Source organism: Arthrobacter sulfonylureivorans (genome assembly GCF_047607445.1).
Taxonomy (GTDB): domain Bacteria; phylum Actinomycetota; class Actinomycetes; order Actinomycetales; family Micrococcaceae; genus Crystallibacter; species Crystallibacter sulfonylureivorans_A.
In genome coordinates this window covers 16611-35798 of sequence record NZ_JBLKRT010000007.1, presented here as the reverse complement: position 1 = coordinate 35798, position 19188 = coordinate 16611, and the positions used below count along the sequence as shown (strand labels likewise).

19 protein-coding genes and 1 tRNA gene are annotated in these 19188 nt (G+C 67.1%); 5 read left to right on the top strand and 15 right to left on the bottom strand.

The window, feature by feature from the left end; translation table 11 throughout:
- The first annotated feature begins 71 nt into the window (after positions 1–71).
- Positions 72–302 carry a DUF3073 domain-containing protein gene (locus ACMX2H_RS04930; RefSeq protein ID WP_136785780.1) on the top strand — a complete coding sequence of 77 codons (231 nt, stop codon included), beginning with the start codon at positions 72–74 and terminating at the stop codon, positions 300–302.
- Between the two features lie 166 nt (positions 303–468).
- Here ACMX2H_RS04930 and ACMX2H_RS04925 read toward each other — a convergent pair whose 3' ends face one another.
- From ACMX2H_RS04925 to ACMX2H_RS04910, 4 genes are all read right to left on the bottom strand, one after another.
- Positions 469–1257 (bottom strand): anti-sigma factor, encoded by a 789-nt coding sequence (locus ACMX2H_RS04925; protein ID WP_414959280.1) that lies wholly within the window; start codon positions 1255–1257, stop codon positions 469–471.
- Positions 1257–1868, bottom strand: a complete 612-nt coding sequence (gene sigK, locus ACMX2H_RS04920; protein ID WP_414959279.1) for an ECF RNA polymerase sigma factor SigK — start codon at positions 1866–1868, stop codon at positions 1257–1259. Before sigK ends, ACMX2H_RS04925 begins: the two co-directional genes overlap by 1 nt.
- Before the next feature lie 135 nt (positions 1869–2003).
- Positions 2004–2693 (bottom strand): fasciclin domain-containing protein, encoded by a 690-nt coding sequence (locus tag ACMX2H_RS04915; RefSeq protein WP_414959278.1) that lies wholly within the window; start codon positions 2691–2693, stop codon positions 2004–2006.
- 144 nt (positions 2694–2837) lie between these two features.
- Positions 2838–4388 (bottom strand): molybdopterin-dependent oxidoreductase, encoded by a 1551-nt coding sequence (locus ACMX2H_RS04910; RefSeq protein ID WP_414959276.1) that lies wholly within the window; start codon positions 4386–4388, stop codon positions 2838–2840.
- Positions 4389–4540: 152 nt separating this feature from the next.
- Here ACMX2H_RS04910 and ACMX2H_RS04905 point away from each other — a divergent pair, with 152 nt between their 5' ends.
- Complete coding sequence (locus ACMX2H_RS04905) at positions 4541–4999, top strand: DUF4383 domain-containing protein (RefSeq protein ID WP_414959274.1); 459 nt, start codon at positions 4541–4543, stop codon at positions 4997–4999.
- Positions 5000–5044: 45 nt separating this feature from the next.
- Here ACMX2H_RS04905 and ACMX2H_RS04900 read toward each other — a convergent pair whose 3' ends face one another.
- From ACMX2H_RS04900 to ACMX2H_RS04875, 6 genes are all read right to left on the bottom strand, one after another.
- Positions 5045–5521 carry a 2'-5' RNA ligase family protein gene (locus ACMX2H_RS04900; RefSeq protein WP_414959273.1) on the bottom strand — a complete coding sequence of 159 codons (477 nt, stop codon included), beginning with the start codon at positions 5519–5521 and terminating at the stop codon, positions 5045–5047.
- Positions 5522–5648: 127 nt separating this feature from the next.
- Positions 5649–6764 carry a phosphoribosylformylglycinamidine cyclo-ligase gene (gene purM, locus ACMX2H_RS04895; protein ID WP_414959271.1) on the bottom strand — a complete coding sequence of 372 codons (1116 nt, stop codon included), beginning with the start codon at positions 6762–6764 and terminating at the stop codon, positions 5649–5651.
- Positions 6761–8314 carry an amidophosphoribosyltransferase gene (purF, locus tag ACMX2H_RS04890; RefSeq protein WP_414959269.1) on the bottom strand — a complete coding sequence of 518 codons (1554 nt, stop codon included), beginning with the start codon at positions 8312–8314 and terminating at the stop codon, positions 6761–6763. The genes purM and purF overlap by 4 nt, the downstream gene beginning before the upstream one ends.
- A 72-nt stretch (positions 8315–8386) precedes the next feature.
- Complete coding sequence (locus ACMX2H_RS04885; protein WP_414959267.1) at positions 8387–8869, bottom strand: tripartite tricarboxylate transporter TctB family protein; 483 nt, start codon at positions 8867–8869, stop codon at positions 8387–8389.
- 10 nt (positions 8870–8879) lie between these two features.
- Positions 8880–9242: a sterol carrier family protein gene (locus tag ACMX2H_RS04880; protein ID WP_414959265.1), complete on the bottom strand. Its 363-nt coding sequence runs from the start codon at positions 9240–9242 to the stop codon at positions 8880–8882.
- Positions 9243–9257: 15 nt separating this feature from the next.
- Positions 9258–10262, bottom strand: coding sequence for an asparaginase (locus ACMX2H_RS04875; protein ID WP_414959264.1), 1005 nt, complete (start codon positions 10260–10262; stop codon positions 9258–9260).
- A gap of 66 nt (positions 10263–10328) precedes the next feature.
- Between ACMX2H_RS04875 and purD the strand changes: the two genes are divergently transcribed.
- Entirely contained in the window at positions 10329–11642 is a 1314-nt protein-coding gene (purD, locus tag ACMX2H_RS04870) for a phosphoribosylamine--glycine ligase (protein ID WP_414959262.1), read from the top strand.
- A gap of 8 nt (positions 11643–11650) precedes the next feature.
- Positions 11651–12607 (top strand): phosphoribosylaminoimidazolesuccinocarboxamide synthase, encoded by a 957-nt coding sequence (locus tag ACMX2H_RS04865; RefSeq protein ID WP_414959260.1) that lies wholly within the window; start codon positions 11651–11653, stop codon positions 12605–12607.
- Here ACMX2H_RS04865 and ACMX2H_RS04860 read toward each other — a convergent pair.
- The 5 genes from ACMX2H_RS04860 to ACMX2H_RS04840 form a co-directional block, all read right to left on the bottom strand.
- Complete coding sequence (locus tag ACMX2H_RS04860; protein WP_414959258.1) at positions 12585–13202, bottom strand: hypothetical protein; 618 nt, start codon at positions 13200–13202, stop codon at positions 12585–12587. The two genes, ACMX2H_RS04865 and ACMX2H_RS04860, sit on opposite strands and share 23 nt — an antisense overlap.
- Positions 13203–13305: 103 nt before the next feature.
- On the bottom strand, positions 13306–14463 hold the full coding sequence (locus ACMX2H_RS04855; protein WP_414959257.1) for an FAD-dependent oxidoreductase: 1158 nt from the start codon (positions 14461–14463) through the stop codon (positions 13306–13308).
- Between the two features lie 118 nt (positions 14464–14581).
- A tRNA-Pro gene (locus ACMX2H_RS04850) sits at positions 14582–14658 on the bottom strand.
- A 103-nt stretch (positions 14659–14761) separates the two neighbouring features.
- Complete coding sequence (locus ACMX2H_RS04845) at positions 14762–16570, bottom strand: ABC transporter ATP-binding protein (RefSeq protein WP_414959255.1); 1809 nt, start codon at positions 16568–16570, stop codon at positions 14762–14764.
- A gap of 9 nt (positions 16571–16579) precedes the next feature.
- Positions 16580–18370, bottom strand: a complete 1791-nt coding sequence (locus tag ACMX2H_RS04840; RefSeq protein ID WP_414959254.1) for an ABC transporter ATP-binding protein — start codon at positions 18368–18370, stop codon at positions 16580–16582.
- 168 nt (positions 18371–18538) lie between these two features.
- Between ACMX2H_RS04840 and ACMX2H_RS04835 the strand changes: the two genes are divergently transcribed.
- On the top strand, positions 18539–19183 hold the full coding sequence (locus tag ACMX2H_RS04835) for a nicotinamide mononucleotide transporter (protein ID WP_414959253.1): 645 nt from the start codon (positions 18539–18541) through the stop codon (positions 19181–19183).
- Positions 19184–19188 lie beyond the last annotated feature (5 nt).

Sequence of the window (19188 nt, the reverse complement as noted above, 5' to 3'; positions counted from 1 at the left end):
CAATTATTCCGGAGCCTCGTGCGTCTTACCGTGCGACCACCTCCGGATCGACGTACAAAGGGGGTCACGCCATGGGGCGCGGCCGTCAGAAGGCAAAAGCAACCAGGCAAGCCCGGGACATGAAGTACTACAGCCCGGCCACTGACCTCACTGCTCTCCAGCGCGAACTCGGCGCTGCGAAACGCCACACCTCCGACGCATTCTCCGATAGTCCGCCTGAGCCGGATTATTCGGGTTACGAGGACAAGTACGCGGATCAGTACGACGACGACGAGGACGAAGGCAGCCGCAACGTCGGCTAGCCGGCCTCGGGCGCTCCGTCCCTGCCGGGCGTCATTTCCCTGCACCGGCCCTGCTTGAGCTATGCGTGGTTTAACGCGCAGCGCCCGCCACCTTCCGCAACGAATCTGTCCCGGTAATCGGGGACACCCGTTCCGGAGGGGGCGCAGCGGTGCGGTATTCGGGACCCTAAAGCTCCTGCAACAAGATCGGCTCGGTGGTCGGCTGCGACGACCCTCCTGCTGGCTCAACCGTGAGGCCCACGTGGGTCGCGCCGGAAATGTCTTCCAGCATGTTCATGCTGGTCTGCCCGGTGGCTGCGATTAGTCCTGCAGGTACAGCCCCCTCGTCGGAAATCAGCCACAATTCGTAGGCGCGGTCCTCCGGCAAGGCTGGGAGGCCTTCGGCGATCACCGCTGCCTTGCCGCTCTGGGCAGAGACCGCGATGTTGACCACCGCACCATCCGGCAAACGACCCGGTATCACCTTCGAATCCGCCGCCATCAGGACAGACAGGACTTCTGCCTGCTGGTGGGCGAGCGCCTGCAAGTGCTGTTGGGTCTGGGACTGCTCGCTCGCCAGGCCCACGGCCCAGCCGCCCAAGGCAGCCGTGGCGACCAGCAGGATGCCCGCCGCCGCGCCCAGCCAGCGCACCGCCGTCGTGCTCTTGGGCGAAGCCTTACCGCGGCTGGCGCCGGTTCCCGGAGACTTCCGTCCGGCATCCAAATCCGTCACGACGGCATCCACCGGCAGTTGCCGGGTGTTCCGGATGGAGGCCATCACCTTGTCCTTCAACTCCGGCGGCGGTGCAACGGCCGGCGTCCCGTAGGCCAGCATCGCCGCGGTCTCGCTCAGGCCTCGGAGCTCCTCCCGGCTGTCCTCGTTGGACAAGGCATGGCGTTCGAAAGCCGCCCGTTCGTCGTCGTTCAGGGCGTTGAGGGCGTACGCGCCGGTCAGTAGATGCAACTGCTCGTCCATCACGCCACTCCCAACTTGTCTCTCAACCGGATCATTCCGTCCCGGATCCGCGTTTTCACTGTTCCCACCGGAATATGCAGCATGGTGGCGACCTCCCGGTGCGTATGGCCGCCATAGTAAGCCAGCTTGATGGCTTCGCGCTGGTTGTCGGTCAATGTGTCAAGCGCCTTGGCTACCCGCTCGGATTCAAGCCGAAGTTCTACCGTATCGGCGACGTCGTCGTAGCTGGCCTGGTATTCCTTGACCCCTTGCCTCAGGTCCCGATCGGCGCTGGCCTGGCTGGCGCGGACCCGATCTACGGCCCGCCGGTGCGCGATCACCAGAATCCAGGAGAGGGCCTTGCCTCGATCGGCGTCGAATCGTCCGGCCTGTTGCCAGACTTCCACGAAGACTTCCTGGGTGACTTCCTCACTTTGGGCGGGGTCGCGGACCACCCGCCGGACCAGGCCGAAAATGGTGGGCGCCACGGCGTCATAAAGGGCCTCAAAAGCGGCTTCGTCGCCCAACGCCACGCGGCGGATGAGTTCCTGATGCGTCGCTGGTCCGGTCGGTTCCACCGACCGCAGCCATGGCAATCGCATGGGGTCAAGGTTCTCATGGCCGTCGGCCATGGTGTACCTCCTGACTCCTGTGTCGGTAGTTTAATTCCCGGCTGCAGCCCGGAGCGGCTGCTTGTCCAAGGTAAGACGGCGGCTGCGGGCCGCCGTCGTACCTTCCCCCATCACCCCCAACCGGAGGGCTCGCTGCTACTTGCCCGGAGGCATCAGCACCGAGTCGATCAGGTAAACGGTGGCATTAGCGGTCTGGACGCCGCCGCACACGACCTTGGCGCCGTTGACCATCAAGTCATTGCCGCTTCCAGTCACCTCCACGGATCCGCTCTGTACCGTGGCGTGCTCACCGGCAATCTCCGCCGGGGCTAGCTGGCCTTCCACCACGTGATAGGTGAGGATGCTGGTCAACATGTCCGCGTCCGACTTGAGCTTCTCCACTGTTGCCGCGGGAATCTCCTCAAATGCCGCATCGACCGGCGCGAAGACCGTGAATTCACCGCTGTTGAGCGTGTCGACCAAGTCCACGTCGGGATTAAGCTTGCCGGAGACGGCTGCCGTGAGTTGGGTCAAGATCGGGTTGTTAGAGGCGGCGACAGCCACAGGATCGGCGGCCATTCCCTCCACAGAACCGGCGCCGTCGGGAACCTGCGCGGCGTAATCGGCGCAGCCGGATCCAACCAGATTTGCCATCGGGTCTCCCATTGAGCTGTCGGATTCCCCAGCCGCCATCGACTCGGACGACATCGAGTCGGTGCCACCGGTCTCTGCACTGGCGGCACCCGGCGCCTCCGACTCACCGGAGGCACCGCAAGCGGCCAGTCCCAAGGTTGCTGCCGCTACGAGTCCCAGTCCTGCAAACGTCCTGCTAGTGCTCTTCAACATGGCATTTCTCCTTACTGGGTTGGCGGCTGCCGCCGCCCTGTCCCAGGAGGCGGAACCTCCGGGCTGTCATCGTGTATTCGGAGGAGCGGGCCCGGCGGATTGGACCTCGAGGAAAAGTTTTCCAAGCGGCTCAGGGCTCAAGGCTCAGGGCTCTACGGTGACGGAGATGGAATGCCAGCCGGAGGCGCCGTTGGGGATCGGGTCCGCCCGGTCCGGGGTCTGCAGTCCGTCGACCGAGTCGTAGGCGCGTACCCGCAGGTAGTGCCGCCCGGGCTCAGCCCGCCAGCTGAAGGACCACTGACGCCACGTGTCAATGCTGGCTTCCGCGGCGAGCACGGCCTCCCGCCAGGGGCCGTCGTCCACCTGGATTTCAACACGGTCAATGCCGCGCTGTTGAGCCCAGGCCGTGCCGCCCACTGCCACATCTCCTGCCGGCACACTGGCAAACGGCCGTGGCGCCTCGATCCGCGATGCCGTCTTGATCGGCCCGCGATCGGACCAGCCGCGGTCCGTCCAGTAGGCGGTCTTGTCCCGGAAGCGGGTGACCTCCAGATCCACAACCCATTTGGTGGCCGAAACGAAACCGTACAGACCCGGGACCACCATCCGGACCGGAAATCCATGTTCCAAGGGCAGCGGCTCGCCGTTCATTCCGACGGCCAGCAGGGCATCCCGGCCGTCCCTGAGCGCTTCCAAGGGGGTGGAGGCGCTGAAGCCATCGGCGCTTGTCGACAGCACCATATCGGCGCCGGACAGCGGACGCGCCCGGTCCAGTAGCTTCGCCAGCGGATAGCCGAGCCACCGGGCGTTTCCCGCCAGCTCGCCGCCCACCGGGTTGGAGACACAGGCTAAGGTCACATGCGACTCGACGAGGTCCAGCTCCAGCAATTCCGGGAAGGACAGGGTAAATTCCTCGTCCACCATCCCGTGAACCCGCAGCTGCCAGCTCGCCGGGTCCACTTGTGGAACCGCCAGCGCCGTGTCGATCCGATAAAAGTCAGCATTTGGCGTGATGAAGGGGACGACGCCCTGCACCGGTGACTCCACGCCCGGCGGCAGGGCTTTCGCAGGCACCGCCGCTGCTGGCAGACGCAAGGCACGGCGGATCTCCTGGATGCCGCCACGCACACCCTTAAGCGCCGAGCCGCCGGCAGCCAGGACAGCAGCGGCCACGGTGAGGACGGCAGCGGTGGCAAAGAAGGAGCGTCGCGAGGGCGTCGGATCGGCATCCGAAGCACTGGCAGCTCCTGGTGGCGGCAGCCGGTGCACCAGCAGCCGGAGGGCGGCCAGGCCGGCCACGGTTCCGGCCGCCGTCGGCAGCAGGTCTAAGAATTCGGCGCCTGACCGGGTGATCACGGCCAGGGCGAGGACGCCGCCCAGCAGCAGCACGGCGGCGGCGCCGTCCCGCCAGCGGCGCCGGGCGAGCAGTCCGACCAGCGCCGCCAGAATGGCCGTCACGGCGCCCATGGCCACCAACAAAACGGCTTTGTCGGCCGTCCCGAAGGTGTCCACTGCGAAGTTCTTCAGCCAGGTCGGCGTGACATCGATGAACGCCGCTCCCACAGCGATCAAGGGAGACGCGGTGGGGCGGAACCAGACGCCCACCAGCTCTGCGCTGCCCAGCAGGAGACCAGCGGACACCACGCCGGCAGCGGCGGCCAGGACGGATCGGGGCAGTCGTTTGAAAGTCTTCACACCTTGTCTTCGGAGCCGGAGCCGGCCCGTATTGGACCCCAGCCTTAACCGACCCAATCCGTCCGGCAACTCGTTCCGAATTATTGGCAGGTGTCCGCGGCTGAACAGACCGGGATGCGGGCGCCTGAAACGGTTGACGAGAGGAGAACATCATGGTCCGGACAGACAACACAGGTGTCGGCAGCGGCCGGCGGTCCGCGGTGCAGAACGCCGCACTGCTCATTGGCGCAGTATTCCTGGTGGTCGGCGTCCTCGGGTTTGTGCCAGGCATCACCACGGATGTGGGCGAACTCAGCTTGGCCGGACACCACTCGGGAGCCATGTTGCTGGGGGTGTTCCAGGTGTCGATCCTGCACAACATCGTCCACTTGCTCTTCGGCGTGGCCGGAATTGCGCTGTCGCGTAGCCGTGCCGGTTCGCGGAACTTCCTGATCTGGGGCGGGGTCATCTACCTGGTGCTGTGGATCTGCGGGCTGGTCGTCGGACACGATTCCCCGGCCAACTTCGTTCCGCTGAACAACGCGGATAACTGGCTGCATCTGGTGCTTGGTGCGGGGATGCTCGGACTGGGCGTATTGCTCGGTCGCGGGCAGGTGACCGCAGACCGTTGAGCGATCGCCCACGGCAGTCCTGCCGTGAACGGCAGCGGAGCGGCGTCATGGCACCGCTGGCTCAGCCTGCCCGTTCCACACGGCGAGGACGCGCCGGTGTTTGGCGTCCCCGTCGGGCCGCATGTCTACCAAGGCTGCCTGCTGCACATGCACGACATCGCCTGAATGAAGCCTTCCTTCTGCTTGGTGGCTGATGTGCGGGCGGAAGTTCTGGCGCATGTGGTGCGGGCTGAGCAGATGGACGTCGGTGCCGAGGGCGTCGAGCAGGCGGTCGTGCAGCAACTGCAGTTGCGGGTGCGGTTCCACCAGCGACACCGGCACGGAACGGTTCCTGCCGAAGAAGTCGTCCGACCCGGTACGCACCTCAAAGGCTTGCAGGCCGGAGAACGCGCGGTCTATCCGCTTCATCACGCCGTCGGGCGGCAGTTTGCTGTCGAAGCGCGCCAGCGTGATGTGCAACGGCCATTCGCTCCGCTGAAACGTGTGTCCGGCCCGCACCGGTTTGATGAACACCACCACCACGTACGCACCCATAAGCCCAGTGTCCCACCGGGGTGTGAAGCGCGGGCCTGTCCGCCACGGCAAAACCGCCCCCGCACCGGTTGGTGCAGGGGCGGTTCGGCATCGGTGCCGGCTCGTCTGGGAGGACTCAGGCGTAGGAATTGACCAGGTGGACGGCACCGCCGTCGACGCCCTTGGCGCCCTGGACAAAGTCGACGCCGCCCAGCGATGTATCGACGGGAGCAACCTGCCCCATCACCCAGGCAGGCATGCCGCGCTCGTTCAGCCGCTGCAGGGCGGCATCGGCTCCGGCTGCGTCCACAATGGCCACCATGCCGACGCCGAGGTTGAGCGTCCGCTCCAGATCGGCCTGCGGCACGTTGCCCAGTTCGCTGATGAGCTTGAAGATGGCGGGCAGTTCCCAGGTGGAGCGGTCCACCGTGGCCATCAGCCCTTGCGGCAGCACGCGCGCCAGGTTCGCGGCCAGGCCGCCGCCGGTGACGTGGCTGAAGCCGTGCACCCCGGCCGCTTCGAAGCGGGCCAAGTCCAGGCAGTCCGCCGCGTAGACGCGGGTAGGTTCCAGCAGTTCCTCGCCCAGCGTGCGGCCGAGTTCGGTCACCTGCCGGTCCAGGGCCCAGCCGGCGTGGTTGATCACGCGGCGGACCAGGGAGTACCCGTTGGAGTGGATACCGGAGGACGCCATGCCGATCACGACGTCGCCGTCCTTGACCCGCTCGGGGCCGAGCAGCGCGTCCGCCTCCACCAGTCCGGTGGCCGCGCCGGCAACATCGTATTCGTGCTCGCCCAGCAGGCCGGGATGTTCGGCCGTTTCGCCGCCTACCAGCGCGGTGCCGGCCACTTCGCAGGCGGCCGCGATGCCGCGCACGATGTCCGCGATCCGTTCCGGGACCACCTTGCCGCAGGCGATGTAGTCGGTCATGAACAGCGGCTCCGCGCCCACCACCACAATGTCGTCGACGACCATGCCGACCAGGTCGAACCCGATGGTGTCGTGGATATCCATGGCCTGTGCGATGGCGACCTTGGTGCCCACGCCGTCGGTGGAGGTGGCGAGCAGCGGCTTGCGGTACTTCAGCAGGGCCGAGACGTCGTACAGCCCGGCGAATCCGCCGACCCCGCCGATCACGTTGGAGTTGTGAGTGGCCTTGATGGCACCCTTCATCAGCTCAACCGCCCGGTCGCCGGCTTCGACGTCGACGCCGGCGCTGGCATAGGTGATCTGGCCCTGTTCGGGGGAGGTCATACTCGCTCTTTCTTGTCTTCGGCGGTCAGGAGGTTCTCCAGGTCCGAGTCCGGCCCTGGATCGCAGGAGCCGTGCTCCGGTTCTTCGCCGCTGCGCTCAAGCAGGTTTTTGCCCAAGCGGTCCGCGGACGGCAGCTCAATCGGATACTCGCCGGTAAAGCAGGCGGTGCACAGCCGCTCCCGCGGCTGTTCGGTGGCCTCGATCATGCCGTCTTCGGAGATGTAGCCAAGGCTGTCCGCTCCGAGGGAGGCCCGGACATCCTCAACGCCGATGCCATTGGCAATCAGCTCGGCCCGGCTGGCGAAGTCGATGCCGTAGAAGCACGGCCACTTGATGGGCGGCGACGAGATCCGCACATGCACCTCGGCCGCGCCGGCTTCCCGCAGCATCCGGACCAGGGCACGCTGGGTGTTGCCGCGGACGATCGAATCGTCGATCACCACCAACCGCTTGCCCTGTACCACCGACTTCAGCGGGTTGAGCTTCAGCCGGATGCCCAGCTGGCGGATGGTCTGGCTGGGCTGGATGAAGGTCCGGCCCACGTAGGCGTTCTTGACCAGCCCCTGGCCGTAGGGGATGCCGGATGCTTCGGCATAGCCGATGGCTGCCGGTGTTCCGGATTCAGGGGTGGGGATCACCAGGTCGGCCTCGACCGGGTGCTCTTTCGCCAGCTTGCGGCCCATCTCCACACGCGCGGCGTGGATGCTGCGGCCGTTGATGGCGGTGTCCGGCCGGGCCAGGTAGACGTATTCGAAGACGCAGCCGGCAGGTTTTTTCTCGGCAAAACGCTGGGAGCGCAGCCCGTTCTCGTCGATCGCGATGAACTCACCGGGCTCGACTTCCCGGACGAAGGAAGCGCCGACGATGTCCAGCGCGGCGGTCTCGGAGGCTACCACCCAGCCGCGCTCCAGCCGGCCGAGCACCAGCGGGCGGACTCCCGCGGTGTCGCGGGCAGCATACAGGGTGCCCTCATCCATGAAGGTGAAGCAGAACGCGCCACGCAGCTTGGGCAGCAGTTCCATCGTGCGCTCTTCGAGCGACTGGCCCTCCTGGCCGGCCATCAGCGCCGTGACCAGCGCGGTGTCAGTCGTATTCCCCTGGGCCATTTCGCCGCGGTCGGGCTTGCCGAATTTCTCCAGCACCTTCTCGTACAGCTCTGCGGAGTTGGTCAGGTTGCCGTTGTGGGCCAGCGCCACCGTCCCGGTGGCCGTCGCGCCCAGCGTGGGCTGCGCATTGGCCCAGGTGGAGCCGCCCGTCGTGGAGTAGCGGCAATGGCCGACGGCGATGTGCCCGGTCAGCGTGTTAAGCGTCGTTTCGTCGAAGACCTGGGACACCAGGCCCATGTCCTTGTAGACGTTGATGCGCTTGCCATCGCTGGTTGCAATGCCGGCGGACTCCTGTCCGCGGTGCTGCAAAGCGTACAAGCCGTAGTAGGTCATTTTTGCCACTTCTTCACCGGGGGCCCAGACGCCGAAAACGCCACAGGCATCCTGGGGTCCTTTTTCGCCGGGGAGAAGATCATGGGAGAGTTTTCCGTCACCGCGTGCCACCCGCTTATTCTCTCATGTGCCCGACGGGCAGCATCATCGAGGTGACGGGAATTACGGCCGGCCCCCGGCAAGTTACGTCCGGCGTTCGCCTTCGGATTCGCCGTCCTGGTCGCCGCCGGCACCTGCGCTGCCGTGCTGCTGCGTGGATTCGCCGGGTACAGCATCGCGGTTCTCGGCGGCAGGCTCGTCATGACTCGGAGCAGCTGTGGCGTCGACATCCGCGACGGAGCCTTCGGTGACTTCCTGTCCCGGCTCGGCAACGGCCGTCGCCGTCTTGGCCCGCTTGACGCTGATCCGGTCGATGACCAGGAACAGCAGCGATCCGATCAGAATGCCGGCCAGCGCGAACAGCACGGCCAGGAAAGCGAAGATCGTGCCCCGGGTGAAATCGGGGTTCTCCGGTCCGGTGTAGGCGGAGATGGCGGCAGCAACGACGCCCAACACTGCCCAGATGAGGACGAAGGGGACGAACCTGGGCGCCCGGCGGACGGTGACATCGCGACGTTCCGGATCAGCCTGCCGGTTGTCGCAGGCCGGTTCTTGCTCAGCAGTCATGCGTTCCAGCCTACCGGGCGAAGAGCGGCAGCCTATCCGCCAGTTCGGCCCGCAGGCCGGAGGCAGCCACCTTGCCCTCGGCGACGGCGCTGTCCCAGCCTAGAGCCCCCGTCACCAGGGCCAGCCAGGTGGCGGGATCGGTTTCCACCACGTTCGGGGGAGTGCCGCGGGTGTGCCGCGGGCCTTCGATGCACTGGGCGACGCCGAACGGCGGCACCCGCACTTCCACGCTGTTGCCGGGAGCGCGCTCGGAGAGTTCTTCCAACGCGTACCGCACCGCCGTGGCAGTGGTCTTTCGGTCGGTGGCCCCCGCCCGCCACTCAGCCAAGGCGGCATTGCCCTCTGCCGCCGCGATCCGGCGTCGTACTCCCATGGTTGGTTCTCCGGCTCAGTCCAGCAGGGCAACCATGGGCGGGGCCAGCCGGAGCCGGCCGACAGGCTGGCCGCCGCCGAGCACCGGCTTGACCACTTCCTCCAGCACCGGTCCGACCTTGTCCACGTCGATGGCGTCACAGGCTGCCAGCAGGGTCAGCGCGATCAGCGAGCCGGCGCGGGAACTGCCGTCCAGGATCTTCACCGCTACCGAAACCCCGGTCTGCGTCCCCATCACCATCACGCCTTCGGCGCCGGACTTGGCGATGATCTCCAGTTCCTCCATCACCACGGTGTTCTCCTGGCCGCGGCCGTGGACCGCCCAGGGGTAGTCCAGCATGGCGGTGGCGATGGTGGCCGCCCGGGCATCGGCGTTCTTGTCCGCCGGGGCTTTGGTGAGCTTGCCGACGGCGCGGGCGAGGCCGGTCAGGGACAGCGCCGGGGCCGGGGCGCCGCACCCGTCGACCGCGATGTGCTCGATTTTCTCTTCGGCGTACTCCTCGAGTACTTCCATGACCCGGCGCTGGATCGGGTGGTTCGGCTCCAGGTAGCTGCGGGTGTTCCAGCCGTTCTCCGTGCAGGCCCACAGGAAGGCGGCGTGCTTGCCGGAACAGTTGAAAGCCAGCCGCTGCTGTCCGCGTTCGGTGCGGACCAGCCAGCCGCGCGCCTGTTCGTCCTGCGGCCAGGCCTGCGGGCAGCGCAGATCCGCGTCGGTCAGGCCGGCGGCCTTGAGCATGCCTTCCACCACGTCCATATGCTCCAGCGATCCCACGTGGCTGGCACAGGCCAGGGCCACCTGGTCGCCGCGAAGCGGGACGCCGGATTGCATCGCGGCCAAGGCCTGGAAGGGCTTGAGCGCGGAGCGCGGGAAGATCGGGGCGGTGATGTCGCCGAGTTCGGTCACCACGGTGCCGTCCGCGGCCATCACGACGGCGGAGCCCAAGTGGCGGGATTCGATGAAACCGTTGCGTTCAACGACCGCCAGTTCCACGGCGTCCGCAGCTTTGAATGTCTCGGGCATGGACTTAGTTTAGGTCCGGCGCAACAACTTCGAGGCTCCGCCCCGCGCCAAGTAGGCTAGTTCTTTGTGAAGGTACTTGTGATCGGCCCCGGTGGCCGCGAGCACGCAATAATCCGTTCCCTGTTGGCCGATCCGTTTGTGACCGAAGTCCACGCCGCTCCGGGCAACGCCGGCATCGCGCAGATCGTCCCCACCTACCCGGTGGACGCCAGCGACCCGGCAGCGGTCACCGCGCTGGCCCAGCGGCTGGAATCCGACCTGGTGGTGGTGGGCCCGGAGGCACCGCTGGCCGCCGGAGTGGCGGACCCGCTGCGCGCGGCCGGGATCCCGGTGTTCGGCCCCAGCAAGGAAGCCGCCCGGCTGGAGGGCTCCAAGGCCTTTGCCAAGCAGGTCATGGCCGCGGCGAACGTGCCCACCGCCATGGCACATGTGGCCACCAATGCCAGCGAAGCAGCCGAGGCGCTCGACGCGTTCGGCGCACCGTACGTGGTCAAGGACGACGGACTGGCTGCCGGCAAGGGCGTGGTGGTGACCGGGGACCGCGACGCCGCCCTGGCCCACGCCCAAGCGTGCTTCGACGCCGGCGGCTCCGTGGTGATCGAGGAATTCCTGGACGGCCCGGAAGTCTCCTTGTTTGTGATTTCCGACGGCGAACGCGCCATCCCGCTGGTGCCCGCGCAGGACTTCAAGCGGATTTTCGACGGCGACGAAGGCCCGAACACCGGCGGCATGGGCGCCTACACTCCGCTGTCCTGGCTGCCGCCCGGATTCGTCGATGAAGTCATGGACCGCGTGGCGCTGCCGACGATCCGCGAGATGGCCAACCGCGGCACACCGTTCGTCGGCGTGCTGTTCTGCGGCCTGGCTGTCACCCGGCGTGGCGTGCGCGTGATCGAGTTCAACGCCCGCTTCGGCGACCCGGAAACCCAAGCCGTGCTGGCCCGGCTGCGCACGCCGCTGGGCGGACTGCTGCTGGCCGCGGCCAAGGGGGAACTGGACGACGCCGAACAGTTGGTGTGGTCCAAACGGTCGGCGGTGGCGGTGGTGCTGGCCTCGGAAAATTACCCGGGAACGCCGCGCACCGGCGACCGGATCCGCGGGCTGAAGAAGGCCAACGCCCTGGAGGACGTGCATGTGATCCACGCCGGAACGGCGCTGGACGAGAACGGCAAGGTGACCAGCGCCGGTGGGCGGGTGCTCGCCGTCGTCGCCTTGGGCGAAGATCTGGTGGAAGCCCGCGAACGGGCGTACGAAGGCATCGGCACCATCGGGCTCGAGGGGTCGCAGTTCCGTAGCGACATCGCCCTGCTGGCTGCCCAGGACGCCATCACCGTGCCGGCGACGCACGCCCTGCCCCAGGCCGAAGCACAGAGAGACTGAGGATCGCCATGGCATTCGCCCCCGACGTGCTGGAACTGCCCGGCTGGAAGCATGTCTACTCCGGGAAGGTCCGCGACCTGTACGTCCCGGCCGTGTCCCAGCAGGTGGAGACCCCCAGCGAGGACATTGCCGCCGAAGGCCTGCTGGACCAGCGCAACGACACCGTCCTGGTGGTGGCAAGCGACCGGATCAGCGCCTTCGACCACGTGCTGTCCAGCGAGATTCCAGACAAAGGCCGGATCCTCACGCAGCTGAGCCTCTGGTGGTTCGAACAGCTCTCGGCAGGCGACAGCCCGGTGGCCCACCACGTGGTGTCCACGGATGTGCCCGAAGCCGTGGCCGGCCGCGCGATGATCTGCAAGAAACTGGACATGTTCCCGGTGGAATGCATTGCCCGTGGCTACCTGACCGGCTCCGGTCTTGAGGAATACCGGCACAGCCAGACCGTGTGCGAGCTTCCGCTGCCCGCCGGCCTGGTGGACGGCTCCCGGCTGGAGCCTGCCATCTTCACCCCGTCGGCCAAAGCCGAGGTGGGCGAGCACGACGAGAACATCACTTACGACGTCGTGGTCCAGACCGTGGGAGCGGAGACCGCCGGCCGGCTGCGTGAGCTGACCCTGAAGATTTACACCCGCGCCGAGGAGATTGCCCGCGGACGCGGAATCATCCTGGCGGACACCAAGGTGGAGTTCGGGATCGATCCGACGACGGGGAACATCACGCTGGGCGACGAGGTGCTGACCCCTGACTCCTCCCGGTTCTGGGACGCGGAAACATACGAACCCGGCAAGGCGCAGCCATCCTTCGACAAGCAGTTCGTGCGCGACTGGCTGACCTCGCCGGCCTCCGGCTGGGACAGGACGTCGGACACCCCGCCGCCGGCGCTGCCCGAGGAGATCGTGCAGAAGACCCGGGCCCGCTACGTGGAAGCCTACGAGCGGCTCACTGGCCGGACGTTCGCCTGACCGGAAGGAAAGTCCGGCCGGTTGGTGGGCCGGCTTCCGGATAGCGGCCGGCGGCGCGTTCGGCCTCCGTGAGGCGGGCAGCAGCTTCGGCGACGGCCGTGGGATAGGCGCTGGCCCCGCCGTCGTCAGGACCCAGGGAGCGCAGCGCGTCCGCGTGTTTCATGGCCCGGAGCATGGCCGCAGTGTGTGGCCGCGATACGTCCGACATGTCCGGGTAATCGATGGCCAGCGCCGGATCCAGTTCATACGCCAGCCAGCGGACGCGGATGGCATCGTGGCGGGCGGCGGCCTCATGCCAGCCGCGGGTGTCCTGGTAGCGGACGGCAGCGGCTGCCCGGCGGGTAATCCGCCAGGCGGCGGGGGCCGCGCAGCCGGCGGCCAGCAGCAGCCAGAGCGGCACGGCCGCCGGGAAGAGCACCGCGGCGGCGAGCACCACGGTCAAGGCGCAGCAGAGCCCGGAAAAGCAGTACCAGAATGCCGTGTCCGCGTCGGGGGAGCGGCGCAGGCCGCGTTCGACCGTGTACGAGGTCACCGAAACCACAGCCGCCAGCACCACGGTGGCCATGGCCAGCTGCGCGAACTCTGCGAGGAACATCTGCACCCCTGGGGGACGGAGTTACCTCTATTCCAGTACGGGCGCGGCCTTCAGTCAATGGCCCGGGCTGCTGCCGGGCGCCCCGTTCAAACGACAGGCCGACTCAGCCCTCGGCGCGGCCGATCACGTCATCCAACTGCCGGTGCAACAGTGACTGCGGCATCGCGCTGATCAGCGACCGCTGGAGTTTCTGCTTCCACGGCTTCTGTTGCCGGGCCATCGCCGCCATCTTGCGCGATTTGCCGACGACCTTGGCGGTATGCGGGGCACGCACCCGTTCGTAGCTGCGCAGGGCTGTGGTGATGTTCCAATCCGCGGCCAGCGCATCGGCCAGCGCGACGGCGTCCTCGAGCGCCTGGCCCGCGCCCTGGCCGAGGAACGGCAACATGGGATGCGCGGCGTCGCCCACCAAGGTGGCATGGTTGCCGGACCAGGCCCGGACCGGCTTCCGATCGAAGAGCTCGTGGGCCATGATGTCCTGGCTCTTGGTGGCGAGGATGACGGCCCGGACGGCCGGGTGCCAATGTTCGAAGCGCTGCAGGGCCAGCGTGCGCCACAGGACGTCCCCGTTCTGCGCCAACGCTGTGTTCGGCATGGTGGCATACCAGTAGATCTGCCCGCCGGGCAGCGGCACCATGCCGAAGACCTCTCCGTTGCCCCACGATTCGCCCCACGGGAGCCAGTTCGGATCAAGGTCGCCGATGGGGCAGACCGCACGCATCGCCGTGATCCCGGAGGAACGCGGGGCGCCGTCGCCCACCAGATCGTGGCGGACCAGCGAGCGCAGGCCGTCGGCGCCGATCACCAGGTCGGCGTGCATGCTGCCGCCGTTGTTCAGCGTGACCGTTCCGCCATGCGCATCGCGGCGGAACTTCACGGCCTGCAGGCCCAGATGGACGGTGTTCACATACAGCGAGTCGTTCAGCAGCGTGGTGAGGTCCGAGCGGTGGATCGCCCGCAGCGGGTGGCCGTACCGGTGGCGCATGTCATCGCTGCTGAAGCTGGCGAGCACGTTGCCGAACTGGTCATGGGAGCTGCCGCCGACCGGAAGCGAGGCATCCTGGAAGGCAGCGAGCAGGCCGAGGCGGTCCAGGGCGCGCGTTCCGTTGGCCCAGATGGTGAGTCCGGTGCCCATCGGCTGCAGCGTTCCGGAGCGTTCGACCACATGGACTTTCCAGCCGGTTCGCTGCAAAGCCCGCGCAGTGGCGAGCCCGGCGATTCCGGCCCCTACGATGAGCGCCGAGCGCTGCTGTGAAGCCATGGGTCCATACTTCCCGCTTTAGGGGCGGGTTCACAACTTCCCGGCGGTACAAACTCGGCGCGGGAGCGGAAAAGCAAGAACTCCCGCTGCTCGGATGAGCAGCGGGAGTTCTTCTCTATGGTCGGGGTGACAGGATTTGAACCTGCGACCTCGTCGTCCCGAACGACGCGCGCTACCAAGCTGCGCCACACCCCGATACCGGTGCCCCGCCGTCGTCATAATGACCGCGAAAGCAACTGTTCAAGGATAGCGGAGACAGGTCCGAAACGAGAAATCGGCGTCCGGCTGCCTGCCCGGATCAGATCAGCGAATCCTTCCACGCGGCGTGCAGCTGTGCGAATCGGCCGCTGCCGGCGATCAGCTCCGCGGGGGACCCGTCCTCCACCACCTGGCCGTCATGGACCACCAGCACGCGATCGGCAATCTCCACCGTGGACAGCCGGTGCGCGATGATCAGCGCGGTGCGGTTGCCGAGCAATGTCTGCAGGCCTTCCTGGACCTGGCGCTCGCTCGGAACGTCCAGTGAGGCGGTGGCCTCATCCAGGATCAACACGGCGGGATCCGCCAGGAAGGCCCTGGCGAAGGAGACCAGTTGCCGCTGCCCGGCCGAAACGCGGCCGCCGCGCTTGTTGACGTCGGTGTCATAGCCTTCCGGCAGGGACAGGATGAACTCGTGTGCGCCGACCGCCCGGGCGGCATCTTCGATCTGCCCGCGGCTGGCCTCCGGGTTGCCCAGGGCGATGTTCTCCGCGACGCTGCCGCTGAACAGGAACGCCTCCTGCGTGACCATCACGACGGCGCGGCGCAGGTCCTCATTGGACAGCTGCCGCAGCTCGACCCCGTCCAGGGTGAGGGATCCCGAGGTCAGGTCATAGAAGCGGGCGATGAGTTTGGCGACCGTGGACTTGCCGGCTCCGGTCTGCCCGACGACGGCGACGGTCTGGCCGGCGGGGATATCCAGATTCAGGTGCGGCAGCACCACCCGTCCGTCGCCGTAACCGAAAACCGCGTTGCGGAATTGGATGGCGCCCCGGGCGTTCCCGAGCGGGACAGGGCTGGCCGGGGGAACCACCGTGGGTTCTTCCTCCAGCAGCCCGGAGACCTTTTCCAGTGCCGACGAGGCGGACTGGAACGAGCTGTAGAACATGGCGATCTGCTCGGTGGGGCGGAAAACCTGTTTGGTAGCCAGCAGCACCGCCACCAGCGTGCCGATGGCAAGGTCGCCGTCCAGCACGCGGAAGCCGCCGATCAGCAGCACCGCAGCGACCGTGAGATTCCCGATGCCGTTCAACGCCGGCTGGAGCACGCCGAAATACCTGATGTTCCGAAGCGTGGCGCGGCGGTAGTCGCCGGCCAGTTCATCGAACCGGGCGGCGTTGTCCCGCTCGCGGCGGAAGGCCTTGACCGCGCGGATACCGGTCATCGTCTCCACGAAGTGCACGATCAGCCGGGCCGAGACCACGCGGGACGCACGGTTGGCCAGCTCCGAACCCTTCTGGTACCACCGGGTGACGAAGGCGATGGGAACGGCGGCGACCAGGATGATCAATCCGCTCTTCCAGTCCAGTCCCACGATGCTGATGGCGGTGAAGACCATGAACATCACCCCGGAGGTCAGCTGGGTGACGCCGTTGTCCAGCAGCTCCCGCAGCGCCTCTAGGTCCGAGGTCTGCCGGGAGATGATCCGGCCGGACGTGTAGGTCTCGTGGAACTCCAAACTCAACCGCTGGGTGTGCCGGAACACCCGGACGCGCAGCGCCAACAGCATGGCCTGGCTGAGCCGGGCGGTCACGTAGGTGTAGGCGGCCAACAGCGAGCCGCCGGCAATAGCGATGGCCGCGTAGGCTGCGCCGACCAGTACCAGCGGGGCAGCATCCCCGCCGGTCAGGGCGGGCAGGGCATTATTGATGCCGAAGGCCACCAGCACCGGCCCGGCCGCGCGGGCGGCATTGCTGACCACCACCAGCACCACCGACAGGGCGAACAGCCACTTGTGCGGGGAGACCAGTTCGCCCAACAGACGCAGCGAGCGCCGGCGGACGGCTTTGCGGTCGGCCTTGTCCAGGTTGATGTTGTCTTCGCCGGCGACCCCGGTCATGGAACTCATCGGGATTCCTTACGCGTCCAGGACGTCTTCGACGGAGGGCTCGGCGGCCACAGCCAGCGAGGCGATCACGTAGCGGTAGTGTTCGTTGGTCCGCAGCAGCTCGGAGTGGCTGCCGACGGCGGCTATGCGGCCGTCCTGCAGCAAGGCCACGCGGTCCGCCAGCGCCACGGTTGAAGGCCGGTGGGCCACAATCAGGGTGGTTGTGCCCTGCAGTTCTTGGCGCAGTCGCTGCGTCACCGCCTCTTCGGTCCGCACATCCAGGGCGGACAGCGGGTCGTCCAGGACCAGCACCGCCGGCCGGGCCGCGATGGCCCGGGCCAGCGCGATCCGCTGCCGCTGCCCGCCGGAGAGGCTCAGGCCTTCCTCGCCGATCTTGGTCTCCACGCCCTGCGGCAGATCGTAGGCGAACTGGGCCTGCGCCACCTCCAGCGCGCGGGCCATTACCCCCTCAGGATTGTCGTCACCGGGCCGGGCACCCAGCAGCACGTTCTCCCGGACCGAGGTGGAGAACAGCGTGGAGTCTTCGAAGGCCACCGACACGTGGCTGCGCAGGTCGGTGAGCGGGAAGCGGCGGATGTCCGTCCCGTCCAGCAGCACGGCCCCGGCGGAAACGTCGTACAGCCGGGGGACCAGTTGCAGCAGCGTGCTTTTGCCGGAGCCGGTCACGCCCACCAGCGCCATGGTTTCGCCGGGGCGCACGTGCAGGTCCACGCCGTCCAGTACCGGCGACGTGTCCGGCGCGGCGTCCGGATACCGAAAGACGACGCCGTTCAGGCGCAGGTCTCCGCGGACCGGGCCCGCCGGCTGAGGGTCTTCCGGATCCGTGATGGTGTTTTCCGTGTCCATCACATCGAAATGCCGGTCCAGCGCCGTCTTGGCCGTCAGCGTCATGCCCATCAGGGACCCGATGGCTTCCACCGGCCCGGCCACCACCGCAGCGGTGGCAAAGAAGGCAACCAACTCGCCCACGCTCATGTGTCCGCCGGCTACTTGAATGATGCCGATGACCAGGGCGGCGCCCAGCACCAGGTCCGGCAGCGAAACAACCGTGGCCAGGAACTTGGACAGCGTGCGGGCCTTGGCCAGTTCGGTTTGGCGCAGTTCTTCCGCCTGCCCGTGGAAGTTGTCCAGCGCGTATTTGCCCCGGCCAAAGGCCTTGAGCACGCGGATGCCGTGCACCGATTCCTCCACGGTGGTGGCCAGGTCGCCGGCCTGGTCCTGGCTGAGCCGCGAGGAGGCACCAAATGAGGTGCGGAAGCGGAAGCCTTGCCAGACAAGCGGCACGGCAGCAACCAGGAAGATGAGCCCGAGCAGTTGGTTCAGCGCGAACATCAACGCCAGACCCACGGCTACCGTCACGAAGGAGACCACCAGCATCATCGATCCGAACGCCAGCCAGCGGCGGATCAGGCCAAGATCGGCCATGGCCCGGGACAGCAGTTGGCCCGACCCCCACCGGTCGTGGAAGGCGGCCGGCAGGTGCTGCACATGCTTGTAGAGCCGGGTGCGCATGCCCATCTCAACATCCGTGGCCGGCGCGATGGCGAAAACCCGCCGCAGGTACACCAAGCCCGCTTCGGCCAATCCCAGCGCGGCAATGACGCCGGCGGGGCCCCAGACTTCAGAGGGACTGCCACCGGTGTGGATGGTGTCAACGAGACCGCGGAGCACCTGCGGGATGGCCAAAGCCACGAGGCTGGCACCGAGGGCGCTCAAGAATCCCAGCATCAGGCGGGGCAGGATGGGCCGGACATAGTCCTTGAGCCTGGCGATGGAGCGCCAGAGGGATAGCTCAGTCATTTCGTCGATTCATGGCCAGGGGTTTCGTCACGCGGCGTGCTTGATGTACCGCGTCAACCATCCTAGCGAGCAGTGCGAGGCAGCGGTCACCTGGAATGGGCCACGGGATCGCACATTCCGTGTGCCGTGATTGCTAGTCTTGCCGAAACCGTTCATCAGGGGGAGTGCATGGATCTGGCCGAAGCTTTCAGCAGCCTGGAGACGGCTGCCTTCTGGGTGCTTTTCCCGCTTTTGAGGATGCTGGCGGTGCTGCTGCTGGCACTGCGGAAACGGGCAGGCTGGCTGGTGCTGCTGATCGAACCTGTCCTGTCCATGGTCCTGATGGTGGCGGGCGGTGGATTCAGTTTCGGCGTCCTGCTGCTGCCTGCCATCGTCGCCTACGGCTGGTGGCGGTGGCGCAAACGGGCGGCGGACGGGCGGCCGCCGGTGCATGCCGTCACACGCCGGGACGGCATAGCGGCGGCCGTGTTCGTGGCGCTGGTTCTGGTGTTCTACGGCATCGAGGTCGTGCCGATGATGGTCGTGCACATGACGGACGTTGCGGCAATCGTGCACACGCTGCTGGTCAACGCACTCACCATGCTGTTGTACTTCGGTCTGGCGCGCGGGGTGGTTGAGGCGTGGTGGCTCGGAATCGCCCTGGCGCTCATGGGGCTGGGCAATGTGGTCGTGGGCCGGGGCTCGATGGGCTTTGACAACCCCGTCTGGCTGTCGGAAGGGCTGGCTTTCACGGTGCTGAATGCGCTGCTGCACTTCTACGGCTGGGCCAAGTGGCGGGCCGCAAGCAAGGAGACGGCTGTCGCACCCGAATAAACCGG

Excerpts from the sequence above, each read along its gene's own strand:
- sigK (WP_414959279.1), bottom strand. The coding sequence starts at position 1,868 with ATGGCCGACGGCCATGAGAACCTTGACCCCATGCGATTGCCATGGCTG.
- ACMX2H_RS04840 (WP_414959254.1), bottom strand. The coding sequence starts at position 18,370 with ATGACTGAGCTATCCCTCTGGCGCTCCATCGCCAGGCTCAAGGACTAT.
- ACMX2H_RS04915 (WP_414959278.1), bottom strand. The coding sequence starts at position 2,693 with ATGTTGAAGAGCACTAGCAGGACGTTTGCAGGACTGGGACTCGTAGCG.
- ACMX2H_RS04845 (WP_414959255.1), bottom strand. The coding sequence starts at position 16,570 with ATGAGTTCCATGACCGGGGTCGCCGGCGAAGACAACATCAACCTGGAC.
- ACMX2H_RS04885 (WP_414959267.1), bottom strand. The coding sequence starts at position 8,869 with ATGACTGCTGAGCAAGAACCGGCCTGCGACAACCGGCAGGCTGATCCG.
- ACMX2H_RS04880 (WP_414959265.1), bottom strand. The coding sequence starts at position 9,242 with ATGGGAGTACGACGCCGGATCGCGGCGGCAGAGGGCAATGCCGCCTTG.
- ACMX2H_RS04855 (WP_414959257.1), bottom strand. The coding sequence starts at position 14,463 with ATGGCTTCACAGCAGCGCTCGGCGCTCATCGTAGGGGCCGGAATCGCC.
- ACMX2H_RS04835 (WP_414959253.1), top strand. The coding sequence starts at position 18,539 with ATGGATCTGGCCGAAGCTTTCAGCAGCCTGGAGACGGCTGCCTTCTGG.
- ACMX2H_RS04860 (WP_414959258.1), bottom strand. The coding sequence starts at position 13,202 with ATGTTCCTCGCAGAGTTCGCGCAGCTGGCCATGGCCACCGTGGTGCTG.
- ACMX2H_RS04925 (WP_414959280.1), bottom strand. The coding sequence starts at position 1,257 with ATGGACGAGCAGTTGCATCTACTGACCGGCGCGTACGCCCTCAACGCC.
- ACMX2H_RS04930 (WP_136785780.1), top strand. The coding sequence starts at position 72 with ATGGGGCGCGGCCGTCAGAAGGCAAAAGCAACCAGGCAAGCCCGGGAC.
- ACMX2H_RS04865 (WP_414959260.1), top strand. The coding sequence starts at position 11,651 with ATGGCATTCGCCCCCGACGTGCTGGAACTGCCCGGCTGGAAGCATGTC.
- purM (WP_414959271.1), bottom strand. The coding sequence starts at position 6,764 with ATGACCTCCCCCGAACAGGGCCAGATCACCTATGCCAGCGCCGGCGTC.
- ACMX2H_RS04905 (WP_414959274.1), top strand. The coding sequence starts at position 4,541 with ATGGTCCGGACAGACAACACAGGTGTCGGCAGCGGCCGGCGGTCCGCG.
- ACMX2H_RS04875 (WP_414959264.1), bottom strand. The coding sequence starts at position 10,262 with ATGCCCGAGACATTCAAAGCTGCGGACGCCGTGGAACTGGCGGTCGTT.